Origin of the sequence: Streptomyces sp. NPDC046831, from assembly GCF_040645305.1 — a bacterium.
GTDB lineage: Bacteria > Actinomycetota > Actinomycetes > Streptomycetales > Streptomycetaceae > Streptomyces.
This window is the reverse complement of the sequence record NZ_JBEYXZ010000017.1, coordinates 19,760-37,171: the sequence shown is the minus strand read 5'-3', so window position 1 is coordinate 37,171 and position 17,412 is coordinate 19,760. Positions and strand designations below refer to the sequence as shown.

General features: G+C 74.4%; 17 protein-coding genes. 8 read left to right on the top strand and 9 right to left on the bottom strand.

Annotated elements, in window-relative coordinates; genetic code table 11:
- Positions 1 to 153 precede the first annotated feature (153 nt).
- Together ABZ920_RS16810 and ABZ920_RS16805 are read left to right on the top strand one after the other, a co-directional pair.
- On the top strand, positions 154 to 2,013 hold the full coding sequence (locus ABZ920_RS16810) for an HSP90 family protein (protein WP_361504669.1): 1,860 nt from the start codon (positions 154 to 156) through the stop codon (positions 2,011 to 2,013).
- Positions 2,010 to 4,955 (top strand): tetratricopeptide repeat protein, encoded by a 2,946-nt coding sequence (locus ABZ920_RS16805; RefSeq protein ID WP_361504666.1) that lies wholly within the window; start codon positions 2,010 to 2,012, stop codon positions 4,953 to 4,955. The genes ABZ920_RS16810 and ABZ920_RS16805 overlap by 4 nt, the downstream gene beginning before the upstream one ends.
- A 459-nt stretch (positions 4,956 to 5,414) precedes the next feature.
- Here ABZ920_RS16805 and ABZ920_RS16800 read toward each other — a convergent pair whose 3' ends face one another.
- Positions 5,415 to 7,484: a DAK2 domain-containing protein gene (locus ABZ920_RS16800; protein WP_361504663.1), complete on the bottom strand. Its 2,070-nt coding sequence runs from the start codon at positions 7,482 to 7,484 to the stop codon at positions 5,415 to 5,417.
- A gap of 259 nt (positions 7,485 to 7,743) precedes the next feature.
- On the opposite strand from ABZ920_RS16800, the gene rpmB reads away from it, so the two are divergent.
- Complete coding sequence (gene rpmB / locus ABZ920_RS16795; RefSeq protein WP_361504660.1) at positions 7,744 to 7,929, top strand: 50S ribosomal protein L28; 186 nt, start codon at positions 7,744 to 7,746, stop codon at positions 7,927 to 7,929.
- A gap of 236 nt (positions 7,930 to 8,165) precedes the next feature.
- The gene (locus tag ABZ920_RS16790; protein WP_361504657.1) at positions 8,166 to 8,402 is read left to right on the top strand and encodes a hypothetical protein; all 237 of its coding nucleotides are present in this window, start codon (positions 8,166 to 8,168) and stop codon (positions 8,400 to 8,402) included.
- 43 nt (positions 8,403 to 8,445) lie between these two features.
- Here the strand turns inward: ABZ920_RS16790 and thiD are convergent, their stop codons facing one another.
- Both thiD and ABZ920_RS16780 read right to left on the bottom strand, forming a co-directional pair.
- Positions 8,446 to 9,255: a bifunctional hydroxymethylpyrimidine kinase/phosphomethylpyrimidine kinase gene (gene thiD, locus ABZ920_RS16785; RefSeq protein ID WP_361504654.1), complete on the bottom strand. Its 810-nt coding sequence runs from the start codon at positions 9,253 to 9,255 to the stop codon at positions 8,446 to 8,448.
- Entirely contained in the window at positions 9,252 to 10,217 is a 966-nt protein-coding gene (locus tag ABZ920_RS16780) for a thiamine-phosphate kinase (RefSeq protein WP_361504651.1), read from the bottom strand. The genes thiD and ABZ920_RS16780 overlap by 4 nt, the downstream gene beginning before the upstream one ends.
- 193 nt (positions 10,218 to 10,410) lie before the next feature.
- Between ABZ920_RS16780 and ABZ920_RS16775 the strand changes: the two genes are divergently transcribed.
- Entirely contained in the window at positions 10,411 to 10,644 is a 234-nt protein-coding gene (locus tag ABZ920_RS16775) for an Lrp/AsnC ligand binding domain-containing protein (protein WP_361504649.1), read from the top strand.
- A gap of 20 nt (positions 10,645 to 10,664) precedes the next feature.
- Positions 10,665 to 11,147 carry a DUF3515 domain-containing protein gene (locus tag ABZ920_RS16770; protein ID WP_361504646.1) on the top strand — a complete coding sequence of 161 codons (483 nt, stop codon included), beginning with the start codon at positions 10,665 to 10,667 and terminating at the stop codon, positions 11,145 to 11,147.
- Positions 11,148 to 11,277: 130 nt separating this feature from the next.
- Here ABZ920_RS16770 and ABZ920_RS16765 read toward each other — a convergent pair whose 3' ends face one another.
- The 3 genes from ABZ920_RS16765 to ABZ920_RS16755 form a co-directional block, all read right to left on the bottom strand.
- Entirely contained in the window at positions 11,278 to 12,435 is a 1,158-nt protein-coding gene (locus ABZ920_RS16765) for a D-alanine--D-alanine ligase family protein (protein WP_361504644.1), read from the bottom strand.
- A gap of 131 nt (positions 12,436 to 12,566) precedes the next feature.
- Positions 12,567 to 13,577, bottom strand: coding sequence for an NAD(P)H-dependent glycerol-3-phosphate dehydrogenase (locus tag ABZ920_RS16760; protein WP_361504641.1), 1,011 nt, complete (start codon positions 13,575 to 13,577; stop codon positions 12,567 to 12,569).
- Positions 13,574 to 14,359 carry a lysophospholipid acyltransferase family protein gene (locus ABZ920_RS16755; protein ID WP_361504638.1) on the bottom strand — a complete coding sequence of 262 codons (786 nt, stop codon included), beginning with the start codon at positions 14,357 to 14,359 and terminating at the stop codon, positions 13,574 to 13,576. The genes ABZ920_RS16760 and ABZ920_RS16755 overlap by 4 nt, the downstream gene beginning before the upstream one ends.
- A 176-nt stretch (positions 14,360 to 14,535) precedes the next feature.
- Here ABZ920_RS16755 and cofC point away from each other — a divergent pair, with 176 nt between their 5' ends.
- A complete protein-coding gene (cofC, locus tag ABZ920_RS16750) occupies positions 14,536 to 15,216 on the top strand; it encodes a 2-phospho-L-lactate guanylyltransferase (protein WP_361504635.1) in 681 nt (226 codons plus the stop codon).
- 9 nt (positions 15,217 to 15,225) lie between these two features.
- Positions 15,226 to 15,429, top strand: coding sequence for a hypothetical protein (locus ABZ920_RS16745; protein ID WP_361504632.1), 204 nt, complete (start codon positions 15,226 to 15,228; stop codon positions 15,427 to 15,429).
- An 81-nt stretch (positions 15,430 to 15,510) separates the two neighbouring features.
- On the opposite strand, the gene ABZ920_RS16740 is transcribed toward ABZ920_RS16745, so the two are convergent.
- The 3 genes from ABZ920_RS16740 to leuD all read right to left on the bottom strand — a co-directional run bounded on the left by ABZ920_RS16740 (position 15,511) and on the right by leuD (position 17,410).
- Complete coding sequence (locus ABZ920_RS16740) at positions 15,511 to 16,143, bottom strand: HU family DNA-binding protein (RefSeq protein ID WP_361504629.1); 633 nt, start codon at positions 16,141 to 16,143, stop codon at positions 15,511 to 15,513.
- 136 nt (positions 16,144 to 16,279) lie between these two features.
- Positions 16,280 to 16,510: a hypothetical protein gene (locus tag ABZ920_RS16735; RefSeq protein WP_361504626.1), complete on the bottom strand. Its 231-nt coding sequence runs from the start codon at positions 16,508 to 16,510 to the stop codon at positions 16,280 to 16,282.
- Positions 16,511 to 16,816: 306 nt separating this feature from the next.
- Complete coding sequence (gene leuD / locus ABZ920_RS16730) at positions 16,817 to 17,410, bottom strand: 3-isopropylmalate dehydratase small subunit (protein WP_361504623.1); 594 nt, start codon at positions 17,408 to 17,410, stop codon at positions 16,817 to 16,819.
- Between the last annotated feature and the right edge of the window lie 2 nt (positions 17,411 to 17,412).

Sequence of the window (17,412 nt, the reverse complement as noted above, 5' to 3'; positions counted from 1 at the left end):
ACCGACAATCCCGTAGACGTGCCGGATAACCCATGGTCGGACGGGTCGGCGGGGCTCTAGGATGGCGCGCTCCGGCCCTCCCCCGCGGTCACCGCCCCCACGCGGACCGCCCGACCCCGCGCCGTCGCCCGTCCCCCCACCGGCGCTGCGACGATGGACTCCCAGACCTCACAGTCATCCTCGGCATCCCAGCCCGCCCCCGAGTCGGCCCACACCTTCCAGGTCGACCTGCGCGGGCTGGTGGACCTGCTCTCCCACCACCTCTACTCCAGTCCCAAGGTCTACCTGCGCGAGCTGCTGCAGAACGCCGTGGACGCCATCACCGCCCGCCGGGCCGAACAGCCCGACGCGCCGGCCCGGGTCCGGCTGCACGTGGACTCCGGGGAGACGGCCACCCTGCGGGTGGAGGACACCGGCGTCGGGCTCACCGAGTCCGACGTCCACGAGCTGCTGGCCACGATCGGCCGCAGCTCCAAGCGCGCCGAGGGGCTGCAGGAGGCCCGCTCGGACTTCCTCGGGCAGTTCGGCATCGGCCTGCTGGCCTGCTTCGTGGTCGCCGAGCGCATCCGCGTCGTCAGCCGCAGCGCCCGGACGCCCGGGGCGCCGCCCGTGGAGTGGACGGCGCGCGACGACGGCTCCTACACCGTGCGGACGCTGCCCGACGACGCCCGGCCCGAGCCGGGCACCACCGTGCATCTGCGGGCGCGGGCCGGGGCCGCCGAATGGCTCACGGAGCAGCGCGTCCTGGCCCTGGCGCGGGACTTCGGGTCGCTGCTGCCGTACGACGTCCGGGTGGGCGACACCGCGGTGACCGGGCTGCCGGCCCCCTGGGACCGGGCGTACCCCTCCCCCGCCGCCCGCCGGGTCGCCCTGGCCCGGCACTGCCACGAGCTGTTCGGCTTCACCCCGCTGGACTCGATCGACCTCGACGTGCCGCTGGCCGGGATCCGCGGGGTGGCGTACGTGCTGCCGTCGGCGGTCAGCCCGGCGCAGCGTGCGGGCCACCGCGTGCACCTGAAGGGCATGCTGCTCACCGAGCGGGCCGAACAGCTGCTGCCCGAGTGGGCGTTCTTCGTGCGCTGCGTGCTCGACACCGACAGCCTGCGCCCCACGGCCTCGCGCGAGTCGCTGTACGAGGACGAGACGCTGGCGGCCGTGCGGGAGGCGCTCGGCGAGCGAATCCGCTCCTGGCTCACGGGCCTGGCGGCCGGCGACCCGGAGCGGCTGGCGGCGTTCCTGTCCGTGCACTTCCTGGGCGTGAAGTCCCTGGCCCGGCACGACGCGGAGATGCTGCGCACGATGCTGCCGTGGCTGCCGTTCGAGACGACCGACGGCCGGCTGTCCCTGGAGGAGTTCGCCCAGCGCCACCCCGTCGTGCACTTCACACGGACGGTGGAGGAGTACCGGCAGGTGGCGCCGATCGCCTCCGCGCAGGGCATCGGCGTCGTCAACGGCGGCTACACCTACGACAGCGAGCTGGTGGAGGCGCTGCCGTCGGTGCGGCCCGGGACGGTGGTCGCCGAGCTCGACGCGGAGACCGTGACCGCCCATCTGGACGCGGTCGACCCGGCGGAGGAGCTGGCGCTGTCCGGTTTCCTGGCGGCCGCGCGGGCGAAGCTCGACCCGCTGGGCTGCGACGTCGTCCTGCGCGCCTTCCACCCACTGTCGGTGCCCGCGCTGCACCTGGACGACCGGGCGGCGCGGCACGAGCAGGCCCGCGCCGAGGCGGAGGCCGGGGCCGACGACCTGTGGGCGGGCATCCTCGGCTCGCTGCGCGGCAGCGCCCCGCGGGCCCGGCTGGTGCTCAACCACCTCAATCCGCTGGTCCGGCGCATCGGTTCCCTGGGCGACCCGGAGCTGATCGGCACGGCGACGGAGTCCCTGTACGGCCAGGCGCTGCTGATGGCGCAGCGCCCGCTGCGACCCGCCGACTCCGCGTTGCTGAACCGGGCGTTCATCGGCCTGCTGGAATGGGCCACCCACAGCGACCCGACCGAGGAGGGCCGGCGATGACCGGGATCACCGACTTCGACTCCCTGCGCAGGGCGATGGCGGAGAACGGGGAGCAGCCCGAGGGCCCCGCCCGCAACGCGCGCGCGGAGCAGCTGCTGGCCGAGGCCGAGAAGCTGGACATCCCGCTCGCCGTGATCGAGGCCCTCGGGCACCAGCTGAAGGTCTACAACTACAGCTCCGAGAAGGACAAGATGTTCGTCCCCTTCGCGCGGCTGCTGCGCATGTGGGACGAGCACCCCGAGCACTTCGACGCCTACGAGACCCACTCGCTGCACTGGGTCTTCAAGTGGATGACGGCCGGCATGCTGGGCCAGCCGCACATCCCGCTGGCCTCCGTCGAGAAGTGGCTCGGCGAGATGGAGCACCGCTACCGGCTCGCCGGCCACTCCGAACGGGCCGTGCGCAGCGCCGAGTTCAGCGTGGCCGCGCACATCGGCGACGTGGAGCGGGCCGAGCGGGCGTACGCCGCGTGGCTGGCCGCCGACCGGGACAGCATGGCCGACTGCCACGCCTGCGAGCTGCACACGCAGGGCTGGTGGCAGGCCGAACGCGGGCGGGACGAGGAGGCGCTGCGGCTGTGGCGGCCGGTGCTGGAGGGCGAGTACACCTGCGCGCACGAACCGCACACCGTCCTCGCGTCGTCCCTCACGCCGCTGCTGCGGCTGGGCCGCCTCGACGAGGCGCGCGCCCACCACCTGCGCGGCTTCCGGCTGGTGCGGACGATGGAGAGCATGCGCGGCGCGTACGCCGACCACGTGGAGTTCTGCGCGCTGAGCGGGAACGAGGCCCGCGCCCTGGAACTGCTGGCCGAGCGGCCGGCGTACTTCACGGACACCGGGCATCCGCGCAGCGAGCTGGACTTCCTCGCGGCGGTGACGCTGCTCATGGACCGGCTGGTGGAGCTCGGGCTGGGCGGGCAGCCGGTGCCGGGGCCGGCGGGGCAGAGCTGGACGGCCGGTGAACTCGCCGTCCACGCCCGGGCCCGGACCGAAGCGCTGGCCGCCCGCTTCGACGCCCGCAACGGCACCTCCCACGTGAGCGAGCGGACCCGCGCGCGCATGGCGCGGCGCCCGCTGGTGGACCGGCTCCCGCTGGGCGTGCGGACGGCACGCCCGGCCGCCGCCGCGCCCGCCCCCGCCGCGCCGCCCGCGGCCGCGCCGGCGCCCTCGCGGGAGGCCGGCCTGCCCGAGCTGCTCGAGACGGCGCGGCGGCTGTCGGACACGCTGCAGCCGCACGCCATGGAGGCGTGGGCGGCCGTCGCGCGGGCCGCGGAGGGCACCGAGCTGGACGCCCGCGACCGGGCCGAGATCGCCGACCACGAGGCGATGGCGCGGGGACCCGAGGGCGTCGGGCTCTTCGAGCGGGCCGCCGGCTTGTACGAGGAGGCGGGCGACCCCGGCGAGGCGCTGGCGGCGCGGTCGCGGGCGGCGTACGCGCGGGCCCTGGCGGGCGACGTGGACGGGGCGCTGGCCGCGGTCGCCGAGCCGTACGACCGGGTGCGCGCGCTGTACGCCGGGGACGGGACCGGCCCGCGGCAGACGGCGTCGGTGCTGATCAGCCGGGCCCGCATCCTGATGCGCCGGGTGCACGAGGCCGACGGGCCCGTGGCGGAGGCCGACCTGTCGGCCGCCGAGGGGGCCGCCCGGGAGGTGCTGGCCGTCGCGGAGGACCGGGCCGGCGAGGACGTGCGGCTGGCGTCCCGGGCGGCCGAGGCGCGGGCGATGCTCGCGGAGGTCTCCGTGCACACCGGGGACCTGGAGCGGGCCGCCGAGCTGTTCACGCGGGCCGCGTCGGAGTACGTGGCCGCCGGACTGCCGTGGTTCGCGGTGGAGTACGAGGCCCGGCTCGCCGGGATCGCGCACCACCTCGGCGACGTGGCCGGCGCCGAACGGGCTCTGCGCGCCGCGCTGGAGCACGGCGGGCCGCACCTGGAGGCGCCGGGCCGGGCCCAGCTGCACCTGCAGCTCGCCGAGGTGCTCGGCGGCCGGGAACGGACCGAGGAGGCCGCGGACCACGCCCTCCAGGCGGCGCACTGGGCCGACGAGGCCGGTGAGAGCGCGACGCTGGGCGCCTGGGCGCGGCAGCAGCTCGGCGGTCTGCTGCTGCGGCTGGGACGGTTCGCCGAGGGCGCCGAGGTGCTGGAGTCGGCGCTCGGCGACCTGTCCGCCGAGACGCACGGCGACGGCGCGGTCGTGCAGACGCAGTGGTGGCTCGGTGACTGCCTGAGCGAGCTCGGGGAGCACCGTGCGGCGGCCGAACGGCGGCTGGAGGCGGCCGAGATCGCCCGGCACTGGCCGGAGCAGCAGGACCACGCCACGCTCGCCCACCTCGCCGCCGAGTCGCTCGGCCGGGCGGGGCTGCCCGGGGAGGCGGACCGCGCCTACGCGCGCGCCGGCGAGTTGTGGCGCTCGCTCGGCAACGTCCACGGACTGGTCCGCGCGCTGCGCGCCCGCGCCTGGCTGGCGCTGCGCACCGACGCGGGCCCGGACGCGGCGCGCGAGCTGATGGCGGCCGCCGTGCGGGAGTGCGAGTCGGCGCTGGGCGCGGCCGGGGACGAGGAGACCCGCCTGCGGCTCGTGTCCGAGGCCGGCCACACGCACCGCCAGTCCGGCGACCTGGTCGCGCGTTCCGTCGCCGAGGACGCCGAGGAGGACACGCTGCACGCGGCGTACGAGGAGGCGCTGGCCGGCATGACGCGGGCGTCCGCCGCCTTCGCCTCCCTCGGGGAGCACGGCGTGCACGACCGCACCGGCGCCGAGCTGGCCGCGGGCTGGCTGGAGGCCGACCTGGGCCGCCCGGCCGCGGCCGCGGCACGGGCGCGTGCGGTGCTGTCCGCGTACGCCGGCGCGGCGGACGCGGAGGCGGACGAGACGGTGCGCGCGCGACGCGACGAGGCGGAGCAGATGCTGCGCCTCACGGAGGAACAGCGGGCCGCGAACTGACCCGGTGCCGTCCCGCGCGGGGCACGGTTCCGCGCGGGACGGCACCGGGCGGGGCACGGTTCCGCGCGGGACGGCACCGGGCGGGGCACGCGTCCGCGAGGGACGGCATCGGGCGGGCCGCACGGCTCGGCGTGCGGCGGGCCGATCAGACGCGAACCGAACAGGCCGCCGGACGGCCACCCGCCGGGACGCCGCCCGGCGTCTGTGGCACCGCGCTCAGCGAATACGTCCAGCGACCCTGGCGGCGATCACCCGTGACCGTCCGTCCGGCGACCCACCCGAACGACGCCCCGCCCACGACGTCCCGGGCGGCGGGCGAGAGCGGCAGCCGCTCGCCCGGACGGGGCCGTTCAGGCCCCCGGGCGCGCCCCGCAGAGGCCCGGCCGCCCGCGGGGCGGCCGGAGGCGGGGCGGTCGGGCGGCCGGAGGCGGGTGTTGCGGTGTGGTCCCCGTGCGGCTGCTACTCCACGCCGATCAGCAGCAGCGTCCCCTGCCGGCCGCCCCGGTAGACCACCGTGTCGACGGCGAGGTAGGTCGTGCGGACGCGGGACTCCAGGTGGTCGGCGACGGTGTGCGGGGTGTCGTCGCCGAGGACGAGGGTGACCAGTTCGCCGCCGGCCGCGAGCATGCGGTCCAGGACGGTCTCGGCGACGGCCGTGACGTCCGAGCCGATCACGGCGACGTCGCCGTCGACGAGACCGAGGACGTCCCCGGCCTGGCAGATGCCAGCCGTGGTCCACGACTGCCGTTCGGCGACCGTGACCTCGGCGTAGCGGGTGGCGCCCGCCGCCGACGTCATGGCGACGACGTCCTCGTCGAAGCGGCGGCCGGGCTCGTGCACGGCGAGGGCGGCGATGCCCTGGACCGCCGAGCGGGTCGGGATGAGGGCCACGCGGACACCCTCCCCGCGGACCTGCTCGGCGGCGGCGGCAGCGGTGTCGCGCAGGTCGACGTCGTTGGGCATCAGCACCACCTCGCGCGCGTGGGCGCGCCGCACGGCCTCGACGAGTTCGCCGCTGGCGGGCGGTTCGCCCGGGCGGGCCAGCACGGAAGTGGCCCCGGCCTCGGCGTACAGGCCGGCCAGGCCCTCGCCGGGCACGACGGCGACGACGGCGCGCTGGACGCGTGCACGGGGCGGCCGTCCGGCGCCGGTGGTGTGGACGTCGCCCGCTCCGAAGTGCGTGATCCGGATCCGGTACGGCCGCCCGGCCTCCAGACCCGCCTCCACGGCGGCGCCCGCGTCGTCGACGTGCACGTGGACGTTCCACAGTCCGTCGCCGCCGACCACGACGAGGGAGTCCCCGAGGGCGTCGAGCCGCTGCCGCAGGCGGGTCACGGCCGCGTCGTCGGCCTCCAGGAGGTAGATCACCTCGAAGGAGGGACCGCCCTCGCCCGGACCGGTCTCGTCCAGGGCGCACTCGTCCGGACCGCCCTCGTCCCGGGCACCCTCGTCTGGACCGCCCTTGCCCGGAACGCCCTCGTCCCGGGCGCCTTCGTCCGGACCGCTTCCGCACGGAGCGCCCTCGCTGAGAGCCCCCTCGCTGAGAGCGCCCTCCTCCCCAAAGGCCTCGTCCCGGACGCCCTTGTTCCGGGCGCGCTCGTCCGGAGCGGCCTCATCCAGCGCGCATTCCCGCGGAGCGGCCTCGCCGGGCTCCTCCTCCCCGGTGTCCGGCACGCGTGCGTGTGCCGCCGCCTTGCGGCGGACCCGGGTCCCGGGCGCGGCCGTGCCGGGTGGTCTCGCGCCCGGCACCCGGGCCGGCCGCGTCCTCGCCGGCGGCGGTGATGCCGGGTGCGGGGTCCCCGGGGACGCCGCCTCCGTCCCCGGTGCCCGTCCCGTGAGCGTCTCCACCAGCGCGGCGAGCACGGTGACCAGGCCCCGGCCGCCGGCGTCGACCACTCCGGCGCGTTCCAGGGCGGCCAGCTGCCCGGGGGTCGCGGCGAGCGCCGCGCACGCTCCCTCGTAGGCCGCCCGCGCGACGGTCCCGCAATCCCCCTCGCCCGCGCCGCCGGCCGCGTCGGCCGCGGCCGAGGCCACCGAGAGCACGGTGCCCTCCACCGGGCGCGCCACGGCCTGCCGGGCGGAGTCGGCCGCGCGCCGCAGGGCCAGCCGCAGGCCCCGTCCGTCGGTGTGGGGCCGCTCACCGTCCGCGGCGAGCACCTGGGCCATGCCGCGCAGCAGCTGCGCGAGGATCGTGCCGGAGTTGCCGCGCGCCCCGATCAGCGCGCCGTGGGCCATCGCGTGTACCGCGTCGCCCAGTGACGGGCCCGCGGGCCCCTGCTCGTCCCCTGTCCTGCGCGTGCCGTTCCCGCCGCCCGCGCCGCCGTCCCCCGCGTCGACCTCGTGGGCCGTGAACACCGCCTCCACGGCTGCGGCGGCGGACTCGACGGTGAGGTAGAGGTTGGTGCCGGTGTCCCCGTCGGCGACGGGGTAGACGTTGATGGCGTCGATCTCCTCGCGCGCCCGCCCCAGTGCCCGCAGCGCCAGACCGCACCAGGTGCGCACCGCGAGAGCATCGAACGTCTGCGGCACCTGCGCCTCCCTGAGCTGCTGGACTGGACGCAGACTAGACCCCGCGGGGGCGCCGGACCGGAGGAGGGGCGGAGGGGCCCGGCGGCCGCCGTGGTAGTTTCGTTCCACGGGCGCAGCCGTTGTATGCTGCTCCGGTTGCCCGATCCTGGTCGGGCCATTCCCCCTGGCAACGCCACTCAGATCGCGAGCGCTCCTGGAGCCTGTGATCTCGGTATGCCGGGATCAACCGTAAGTGCATCTGAAGTCTTTGGAGTGACCCGTGGCTGCCAACTGCGACGTCTGCGGCAAGGGGCCGGGCTTCGGCAACAACATCTCGCACTCGCACCGCCGTACGCCCCGCCGCTGGAACCCCAACATCCAGCGTGTGCGTACCGTGGTGGGCGGGACGCCGAAGCGCGTGAACGCTTGCACCTCGTGCATCAAGGCCGGCAAGGTCGGGCGCTGACGCAACAGCTGAGCGCGCGGCCACTGCCTGGTTCGCTGCACTGAGCCGGTCCACCCCGAGTGGTGGACCGGCTTTTTGCCGTGCCCTCGAACGGGGGCGCACCCACCCGGCCCCCGGGCCCGCGCGCGTACGCGGCCTCAGGCCGCCCGCGCCGCCCGCGTGACCGGTTCCCCGGGTGTGCGCAGCGCCAGCACCCTCGCCGCCATCCGCCGAGCGAGCGGCTGCACGGTCAGCTGATGCGGGCCCTGCACGCCGCCGGCCGGCCCGCCGAGACCCTCACCGGGTACGAGGAGGTGTGGCGCGTCCTCGCCGCGTACGAGAGCCGGATCACCCCCTTCGCCAGGGGCTGCCAGAAGATCGCGGGCACCGCGGGCCCGTTCTTCGCACCGCCGACCGAGCGGCGGATCCGGGCCGGGACCGCATGTACCGGCTGCTCGCCTCCCGGGCCATGCCGGGGTTCTTCAGGCGGCTGACCGAGAAGGCCGCCACGAACATCGAGCTGCCCGCCTACCCCGCCTACCCCGCCTGAGACCGCAGGGCCCACCCGTGGTCCACGGGCCCGATCCCGCCGCCGAGCGCGAACCCGGCCGCGATCGCCCCGGTGACGTACTCCTTGGCCGCCGCGACGGCCGCCGGCACGGACTGTCCCTTGGCGAGCTGCGCGGCGATCGCCGACGCGAGGGTGCAGCCCGTGCCGTGGGTGTGCCGGTTGTCGTGCCGGTCGGCGCGCAGCCAGTGCTCCTCGGAGCCGTCGGTGAGCAGGTCGACGGCGGCGCCGGTGAGGTGGCCGCCCTTGATCAGGACCCAGCGCGGCCCGAACGCCAGCACCGCCTCGGCCGCCTCCCGCAGTTGCGCCTCCGACTCGACCCGCACGCCGGTCAGTTGGGTCACCTCGTCGAGGTTGGGCGTGGCGACGGTGGCCAGCGGCAGCAGGCGGGTCCGTACGCTCCGCAGCGCGGACGCGGCCAGCAGCGGGTCCCCGTGCTTGGAGACGCCCACCGGGTCGACGACCGCCGGGGCGTCCGTGCCGGCGATCAACTCGGCCACCGCCTCGACGAGTTCCGCCGAGGCCAGCATGCCGGTCTTCACGGCCTGGACGCCGATGTCGTCGACGACGCTGCGGTACTGGGCCCGCACCGCCTGAACGGGCAGCTCCCAGACGCCCTGGACACCGAGGGAGTTCTGCGCGGTCACCGCGGTGACCACGCTCATGCCGTGCACGCCGAGTGCGAGCATGGTCTTCAGGTCGGCCTGGATCCCGGCGCCGCCGCCGGAGTCGGAGCCGGCCACCGTCAGCACCCTCGGCGGTGCCCCCCGCCCGCTCACGACTCGATGTCCCCGAAGTGGTCCCAGCCGCCCTGCCGGCTCCAGGGCGCCCCGTCGACCGTGACCTGCGGCAGCGCGGAGGGGTTCAGCACCTCGCCGATCACCTTCCAGCGGGCGGGCAGCTTCACGTCCGGCGGGAACGTCGCCACGATCGCGTGGTCCTCTCCCCCGGTCAGCACCCACTGCAGCGGATCGACGCCGACGGCCTGCCCGATGTCGTGCATCTGGGAGGGGATGTCGACGGCGCCCGAGCGGATGTCGATGCGGACCTTGCTCGCCTCCGCGATGTGCCCGAGGTCGGCGATCAGCCCGTCGCTGACGTCGCACATCGCGGTCGCGCCGAGCCCGGCGGCCGCGGGGCCCGCGTGGTACGGCGGTTCGGGGCGGCGGTGGGCCTCGACGAAGGCGCGCGGGGAGCGGAAGCCGCGGGAGAGCACCGCGTACCCGGCCGCCGACCAGCCCAGCCAGCCGGTCACCGCGACGAGGTCGCCGGGCTGTGCGCCGGCGCGGGTCACCGGCTCGTGGTTGCGCAGATCGCCGAGGGCGGTGATCGACACCGTGATGGTGTCGCCCCGCACGACGTCGCCGCCGACTACGGCGGCGCCCGCGACCTGGCACTCGTCGCGCAGGCCGTCCATCAGCTCGGTGGGCCAGGTCACCGGCAGGTCGGCGGGGACGACCAGGCCGAGCAGCAGCGCGGTCGGCACGGCGCCCATGGCGGCGATGTCCGCGAGGTTCTGCGCGGCCGCCTTGCGCCCCACGTCGTACGCCGTGGACCAGTCGCGGCGGAAGTGCCGCCCCTCCAGCAGGATGTCGGTGCTCGCCACGACCCTGCGGTCGGGGGCGGCGACCACCGCGGCGTCGTCGCCGGGGCCGACCCGGACCGCCGGGGTGGTGGTGAGACGGGAGGTGAGCTCCCTGATGAGCCCGAACTCCCCGAGCTCACCAACAGTGCCCTTCATTGCCCTTTCACCCCTTCTGTACCTGTCCGTTCCCGGTCGCGCGTCGACGCGGTCCTCGGTACCGTCACCTCTGTCGTACCTTCATCCCGGCGCGCGATGCGCGGTCCGCCCGGGTCTCCCCGCGGCGAGCGGCGACGCGGTACCGTGGCGTTCCTTTTCCCCACATGATCCTCGTGGCCGCCCTGGAGGTTCCGTGGTACAGGCGTACATCCTGATCCAGACCGAGGTCGGCAAGGCGTCGACCGTCGCGCAGACGATCGGCTCGATCCCGGGGGTGATCCAGGCCGAGGACGTGACGGGGCCGTATGACGTGATCGTGCGCGCGCAGGCCGACACGGTCGACGACCTGGGACGCATGGTGGTCGCGAAGGTGCAGCAGGTGGACGGCATCACCCGAACCCTGACCTGCCCGGTCGTGCATCTGTAGCCCCCGTCTACCCTTGGCCGGTGAACTCTTCGCGTCACCGGCTCATCGGTCTGCCCGTCCTCGCCGTGCTGATCGCCGCGGCGGGCTGCTCCTCGGCGGACCACGGCGCCACCGCGGCGGTCCCCCGCCCGGGCGCGGCGGCGGCGAAGCTGTGCCGCGCCCTGGACGGGGCACTGCCGCGGACGGTGGACGGGGCGAGCCGCCAGGACCCCGAGCCCGCCTCCGCGCTGACCGCGGGCTGGGGAAGCCCGGCGATCATACTGCGCTGCGGGGTGCCCCGGCCCGCCGAGCTGAACGACCCGGAGGCCGAGGCGGCCGAGGTGAACGGCGTGGACTGGCTGCTGCAGGAGCAGGGCGACGGATCGTTTCGCTTCACGACCACCCTGCGCCTGGCGTACGTGGAGGTGACGATCCCCGCGGGGCGGAGGGACCACGGCGTCGCGCCGCTGGTGAGCCTGGCGCCCGCCGTGCGCAGGACGATCCCCATCGGGGTCGCCGACTAGCCGGGAGGCAACGTCCGCATCGGCCCGGGTCCGCGCCGCTCCCCCGGCCCGGCGGCCGGCCGGTGCTCCTGGGCGCGGCCTCTCGCCGCGGTGGAGCACGGCCCGGTCACGCGCGTCCTTCGGGGCGTCGTCAGCGCAGGCCCGTCGGGCGGCGCAGGGCGGCCTGGATGAGCCGGTCCACCAGTTCGCCGTAGGCGATCCCGGTCGCCTGCCACATCTGCGGGTACATCGAGATGGGCGTGAACCCGGGCATGGTGTTGATCTCGTTGATCACGAACTCGCCGTCCTCGGTGAGGAAGAAGTCGGCGCGCACCAGGCCCTCGCAGGAGGCCGCCTCGAACGCCTCGACCGCGAGCCTGCGCACCTCGGCGGTCTCCTCCTCGGTCAGCGGCGCGGGTACGACGCCGGGCGTGGAGTCGATGTACTTCGCCTCGAAGTCGTAGTAGGCGTGCGTCTCGGGCGGCGGGATCTCGGCCGGCACGGACGCGCGCGGGCCGTCCTCGAACTCCAGCACGCCGCACTCGATCTCACGGCCCCGCAGCGCCGCCTCCACGAGGATCTTCGGGTCGTGCCGCTGGGCCTCCTCGATCGCCTCGTCGAGGCCGGAGAGGTCCTCGACCTTGGTGATGCCGATCGACGAACCCGCCCGGGCGGGCTTCACGAACAGCGGCCAGCCGTGCTCGGCGGCCAGGTCGACGACCTTCTTGCGGGCGGCGGCCGGGTCCTGCTGCCACTCGCGCGGCCGGATCACCACGTACGGGCCGACCTTGAGCCCGAAGGAGGTGAAGACCCGCTTCATGTACTCCTTGTCCTGGCCGACGGCCGAGGCGAGCACGCCCGAGCCCACGTAGGGCACCCCGGACAGCTCCAGCATGCCCTGGAGCGTGCCGTCCTCGCCGTAGGGGCCGTGCAGCACCGGGAAGACCACGTCCACCTCGCCGAGCGCCTTGGGCACCGAGCCGGGTTCGCTGTAGACGACCTCCCGGCTGGCGGGATCGACGGGGAGCACCACGCCGCCGTCACCCGGCTCGGCGAGCTCCTCGACGCTGGGCGTGCGGCGGTCGGTGATCGCCATGCGCTCCGGTTCGTCGGCGGTGAGGGCCCAACGGCCGTCCCGCGTGATGCCGATCGGCAGGACCTCGTACTTGGTCCGGTCGATGGCACGCAGCACCGCGCCGGCGGTGACGGTGGAGATCCCGTGTTCGGAGCTGCGCCCGCCGAACACGACGGCCACACGCGGCTTGCGGGTCGGCTGCTCAGGGCTCTGGGGGAGGTTCTCGGTGCTCATATCGCGATGAGAGTACCCGCTGGTATGCGCCAAGTCAGCGCCCGCTCACCGTGGTCGCTCAGCGTCGCACGGACGGTCGCTCAGCGTGGTGCGGATGGCCGAAGGACGGCGCCGGGCGCCCCCGGCACCGCTCAGCCGCGCTCCGGCTTCGCGCTGCGCGACATCAGCTCCTTGAGGGCGACGACCGGCGATTTGCCCTCGTGCACGATGCCGACGACGGTCTCGGTGATGGGCATGTCGACGCCGTGCCGGCGAGCCAGATCCAGCACCGACTCACAGGACTTGACGCCCTCGGCGGTCTGCCGGGTGACCGCGATGGTCTCCTGCAGGGTCATGCCCTTGCCGAGGTTGGTGCCGAAGGTGTGGTTGCGCGACAGCGGCGAGGAGCAGGTCGCCACCAGGTCGCCGAGGCCGGCGAGCCCGGAGAAGGTCAGCGGGTCCGCGCCCAGGGCGACGCCCAGCCGGGTGGTCTCGGCCAGTCCGCGCGTGATGAGCGAGCCCTTGGCGTTGTCGCCGAGCCCCATGCCGTCCGCGATGCCGACGGCCAGGCCGATGACGTTCTTGACGGCGCCGCCGAGTTCGCAGCCGACGACGTCGGTGTTGGTGTACGGGCGGAAGTACGGCGTGTGGCAGACCGCCTGCAGCCGCCGGGCCACGTCCTCGTCGGTGCAGGCCACCACGGCGGCGGCCGGCATGCGGGCGGCGATCTCGCGGGCCAGGTTCGGACCGGTGACCACGGCGATGCGGTCGGCGCCGACCTTGGCGACGTCCTCGACGACCTCACTCATCCGCATGGCGGAGCCCAGTTCGACGCCCTTCATCAGGGACACCAGGACCGTTTCCGGGGCGAGCAGCGGCGTCCACTCGGCGAGGTTGCCGCGCAGCGTCTGCGAGGGGACCGCGAGGACGGTGAAGTCGGCGTCGCGGGCGGCCTCGGCGGCGTCCGTCGTGGCCCGCAGGTTCTCCGGCAGTTCCACGCCGGGCAGGTAGTCGGGGTTGGTCCGGGTGGAGTTGACCGCGTCGGCGAGTTCGGCACGGCGGGCCCACAGGGTCACCTCGCAGCCGGCGTCGGCGAGGACCATGCCGAAGGCGGTCCCCCACGATCCGGTGCCGAAGACGGCCGCCTTGACCGGCTTGCTCACGTGCTGAGCTCCTCTCCCTGTCCGGCCGGTGCGGCCTTGCCGTGCGTCTGCGCCTGGGTCCGCCGGCGCTGCTCCCGGCGCTCGCGGCGCGGGTCGTACGGGGTGTCGGGCGCCTTCTCGCCGCGGATCTCCTCCAGCTGGCGGGTGACGGCCGCCATGATGGCCCCGGTGGCCTCCTTCAGCAGCTCCGGAGTCATCTCACGGTCGTAGAAGCGCGACAGGTCCACCGGCGGACCCGCCAGCACGCGGTGGGTCTTGCGGGGGAAGACCCGTAGCTTCTTGCTGTAGGGCGGCAGGAGCTCGTTGGCGCCCCACTGGGCGACGGGAATCACCGGGCACTTGGTGCGCAGGGCGACGCGGGCGGCGCCGGTCTTGCCGGTCATCGGCCAGCCGTCCGGGTCGCGGGTGAGAGTGCCCTCGGGGTAGAAGGCGACGCACTCGCCGCGCTCGACGGCGTCGATCGCGGACCGGAAGGCGCTCAGCGCGTCCGTGGATTCGCGGTAGACGGGGATCTGCCCGGTGCCGCGCATCGCGGCGCCCACGAATCCCTTCTTGAAAAGGCCGCTTTTCGCCAGGAATCGCGGGACGCGTCCGGTGTTGTACTGGAAATGTCCGTAAAGGAAGGGATCGGCGTGTGAATTGTGGTTCACCGCGGTGATAAAGCCGCCACCGGCCGGAATGTTCTCCATTCCGCGCCAATCCCGCTTGACCAGAACCACCAGCGGCGGTTTGCAGATCACCGCTGCGAAGCGGTACCAGAAGCCGATTCTGCGGCGGGGCACGCGGTCACCTTCCTCTAGGACCTGGGGGGCCGCACAAGTGTCGCCCCAGGCCGCCGGTCTGTCGAGAACACCGTACGCCCGCCCGAGTCTCGTCATGTCGTTCGGCAGGGGCTTCGCGCACCGGCACCACGGGCGGCCGGGGGACAATGGGGGCGACAAGGGAGGGACGAACGCGCGTGCAGTGGACCTTGGTCATCCCGCTCAAGCCCCTGACGCGGGCGAAGAGCAGACTCGCCGACACCGCCGGGGACGGGGTCCGTCCGGAGCTGGCCCTCGCCTTCGCCCTGGACACCGTGGCGGCCGCGCTCGGCTGCCCGGCGGTGCGCGATGTGGCGGTCGTCACGGACGACGCGCTGGCCGGGCGGGAGCTGGCGGCGCTGGGTGCCCGGATCGTCCCCGACGATCCGCGGGCCGGGCTGAACGCCGCCCTGGCGCACGGCGCGACGGTCGTGCGGGCCGCGCGTCCGCTGAGTGCCGTCGCGGCCCTGAACGCCGACCTTCCCGCCCTGCGCCCCGGGGAACTGACCCGGGTCCTGGACGCGGCCGCGGAATTCCCCCGCGCCTTCCTGCCGGACGCCGCGGCCGTCGGCACGACCCTGCTCGCGGCCGGCCCCGGCCGGGATCTGCGGCCGGCGTTCGGCTCCGGTTCCCGGGCGCTGCACCGGGCGTCGGGCGCGGTGGAACTGTCGCCGGAGGCGGTCGACTCCGTGCGCCAGGACGTGGACACCGGCGAGGATCTGCGCGCCGCGCTGGCCCTCGGGGTGGGGCCACGCACGGCCGCGGTGGCCGCGCGGCTGCCCGGGCCCGCCCGGCAGTCCGGGTCGGCGGGCCGCCACGGCGCCGTTCCGGGGCAGTAGGCTGCCGTCATGCAGGCGACCGCGTACAGGTACGACCCCGAAAGCCGCAGCGGGCAGGTGCTCCTGGACGACGGCACCCCGGTGCCCTTCGACGCGCCGGCGTTCGACGCGGGCGGCCTCCGGCTGCTGCGCCCGGGACAGCGGGTGCGGATCGAGACGGAGGGCGAGGGAGCGGCCCTGCGGATCACGCTGGTGACGCTGCAGACCTTCTGAACAGACCGACCGCGCCCCGAACGCGCCGCGGGCCGGGCTCCCTCGGGGAGTCCGGCCCGGCGTGTGAGTACCCTCGCGCCCCTACTTGCCGCGGGCGGCGGTCTTCTTGGCCGTGGTCTTGCGGGCGGGAGACTTCTTGGCGGGGGCCTTGGTGGCGGTCGCCTTCTTCGCCGGGGCCTTCTTGGCCGTCGTCTTCTTCGCCGCGGTCTTGGTGGCCGCGGTCTTCTTGGCGGCCGCGGTGGTCTTCTGCGCGGTCGTCTTCTTCGCCGTCGTCTTCTGGGCGCCGGCCGCCGTCTTCTTCGTGGCGGCCTTCTTCGCCGCGCCCGTCGTCTTCTTCGCCGCGGCCTTCTTGCCGACCGACTTGGCGATGGTGGGCGGCGGGCCGGACAGGCTGCCCTTGGGCGCCTTCTTGACCGCGATGTCGTTCTTCGGGAGCTTCTTCGAGCCGCTCACCAGATCCTTGAAGCCCTGGCCGGCCCGGAAGCGGGGAACGGAGGTCTTCTTGACCCGGACACGCTCACCCGTCTGCGGGTTGCGTGCGTAGCGGGCCGGGCGGTCCACCTTCTCGAAGGACCCGAAGCCGGTGACCGAGACCCGGTCACCCGCGACCACCGCGCGGACGATGGCGTCCAGTACCGCGTCGACAGCATCGGCGGCCTGCTGCCGGCCACCCATCTTGTCGGCAATCGCTTCCACGAGCTGCGCCTTGTTCACGTCTTCCCCTTCGGAGACCTGGCCGGAACGAAAGTGTTCAAGCGTTTTCGCACGTTAGGCAGATATATACCGCAAATCAAACACGAAACGGGCTAATCACCCTTGTGCCGCAGCAGACTCGACGGTCCCGGGCTGTTCAGCCTTCCTCTTCGGGGATTCGCCCCTCGTCGAGGTCGGCCGTGAACCTCTCCAGACGCCTTGCCGCACCGGCGGGATCGTGCTTGGCCGCGGCCGTGATGACCAGCAGCTTCCGGGTCAGCGCCATCCGTACGCCCTCCGGGACTTGCAGTGCGCGCACCCGGGAGTGCGCTTCCTTGAGCTGGGCCGCGACCGCCGTATAGATCTGGAGTTGGCCGTCGTTGTCCATGCACAGATTGTGCCATCTGGGGCGAGTTGTCGCCTGCGCAGGGGGTAACTGCCGCCTTCGACGGCGCGCCCCGCAGCCGCCGCGGCCAGGCCCTCGGGGGAACGCGTACCCCCGCAACAACCCCTCTAACGTGGGACGTTGAGTTCCGGCGCGACGACGCCCCGGGGTGCGGGTGCCCCAAAACGGCTGTACCCCCGATCGTGGTGATCGGGGGTACGGCGGGGGTGTCGCGGTGGCCGAAAGTCGACCGGCCGCCGGCCCGGCCGGTGATCTCCTCAGGGGTGGATCACCGCCGGCGGCGGCGGATCAGACCGGCAGCGTCCGCGGCTTGAACGACGGGCGCCCGGCCTCGTAGGCGGAGATGTCGGCCTCGTTCTGCAGGGTGATGGAGATGTCGTCCAGGCCGTTCAGCAGGCGCCAGCGGGAGTTCTCGTCCAGCTCGAAGGAGGCGGTGATCCCCTCGGCGCGCACCTCGCGGGCCACCAGGTCGACGGTCACCTCGGCCTGCGGGTCCCGCTCGACGAGCTCCCACAGCGCGTCGACGACGCTCTGCTCCAGCACGACCGTCAGCAGGCCGTTCTTCAGCGAGTTGCCGCGGAAGATGTCGGCGAACCGGGAGGAGATCACGGCCTTGAAGCCGTAGTTCTGCAGCGCCCAGACGGCGTGCTCGCGCGAGGAGCCGGTGCCGAAGTCGGGGCCGGCGACCAGGACCGTGGCGCCCTGCCGCTCCGGCCGGTTGAGCACGAACTCGGGGTCCTTGCGCCAGGCCTCGAACAGGCCGTCCTCGAACCCGTCGCGCGTGACCTTCTTGAGCCAGTGGGCGGGGATGATCTGGTCGGTGTCGACGTTGCTGCGGCGCAGCGGAACGGCCCGGCCGGTGTGGGTGGTGAAGGCTTCCATGA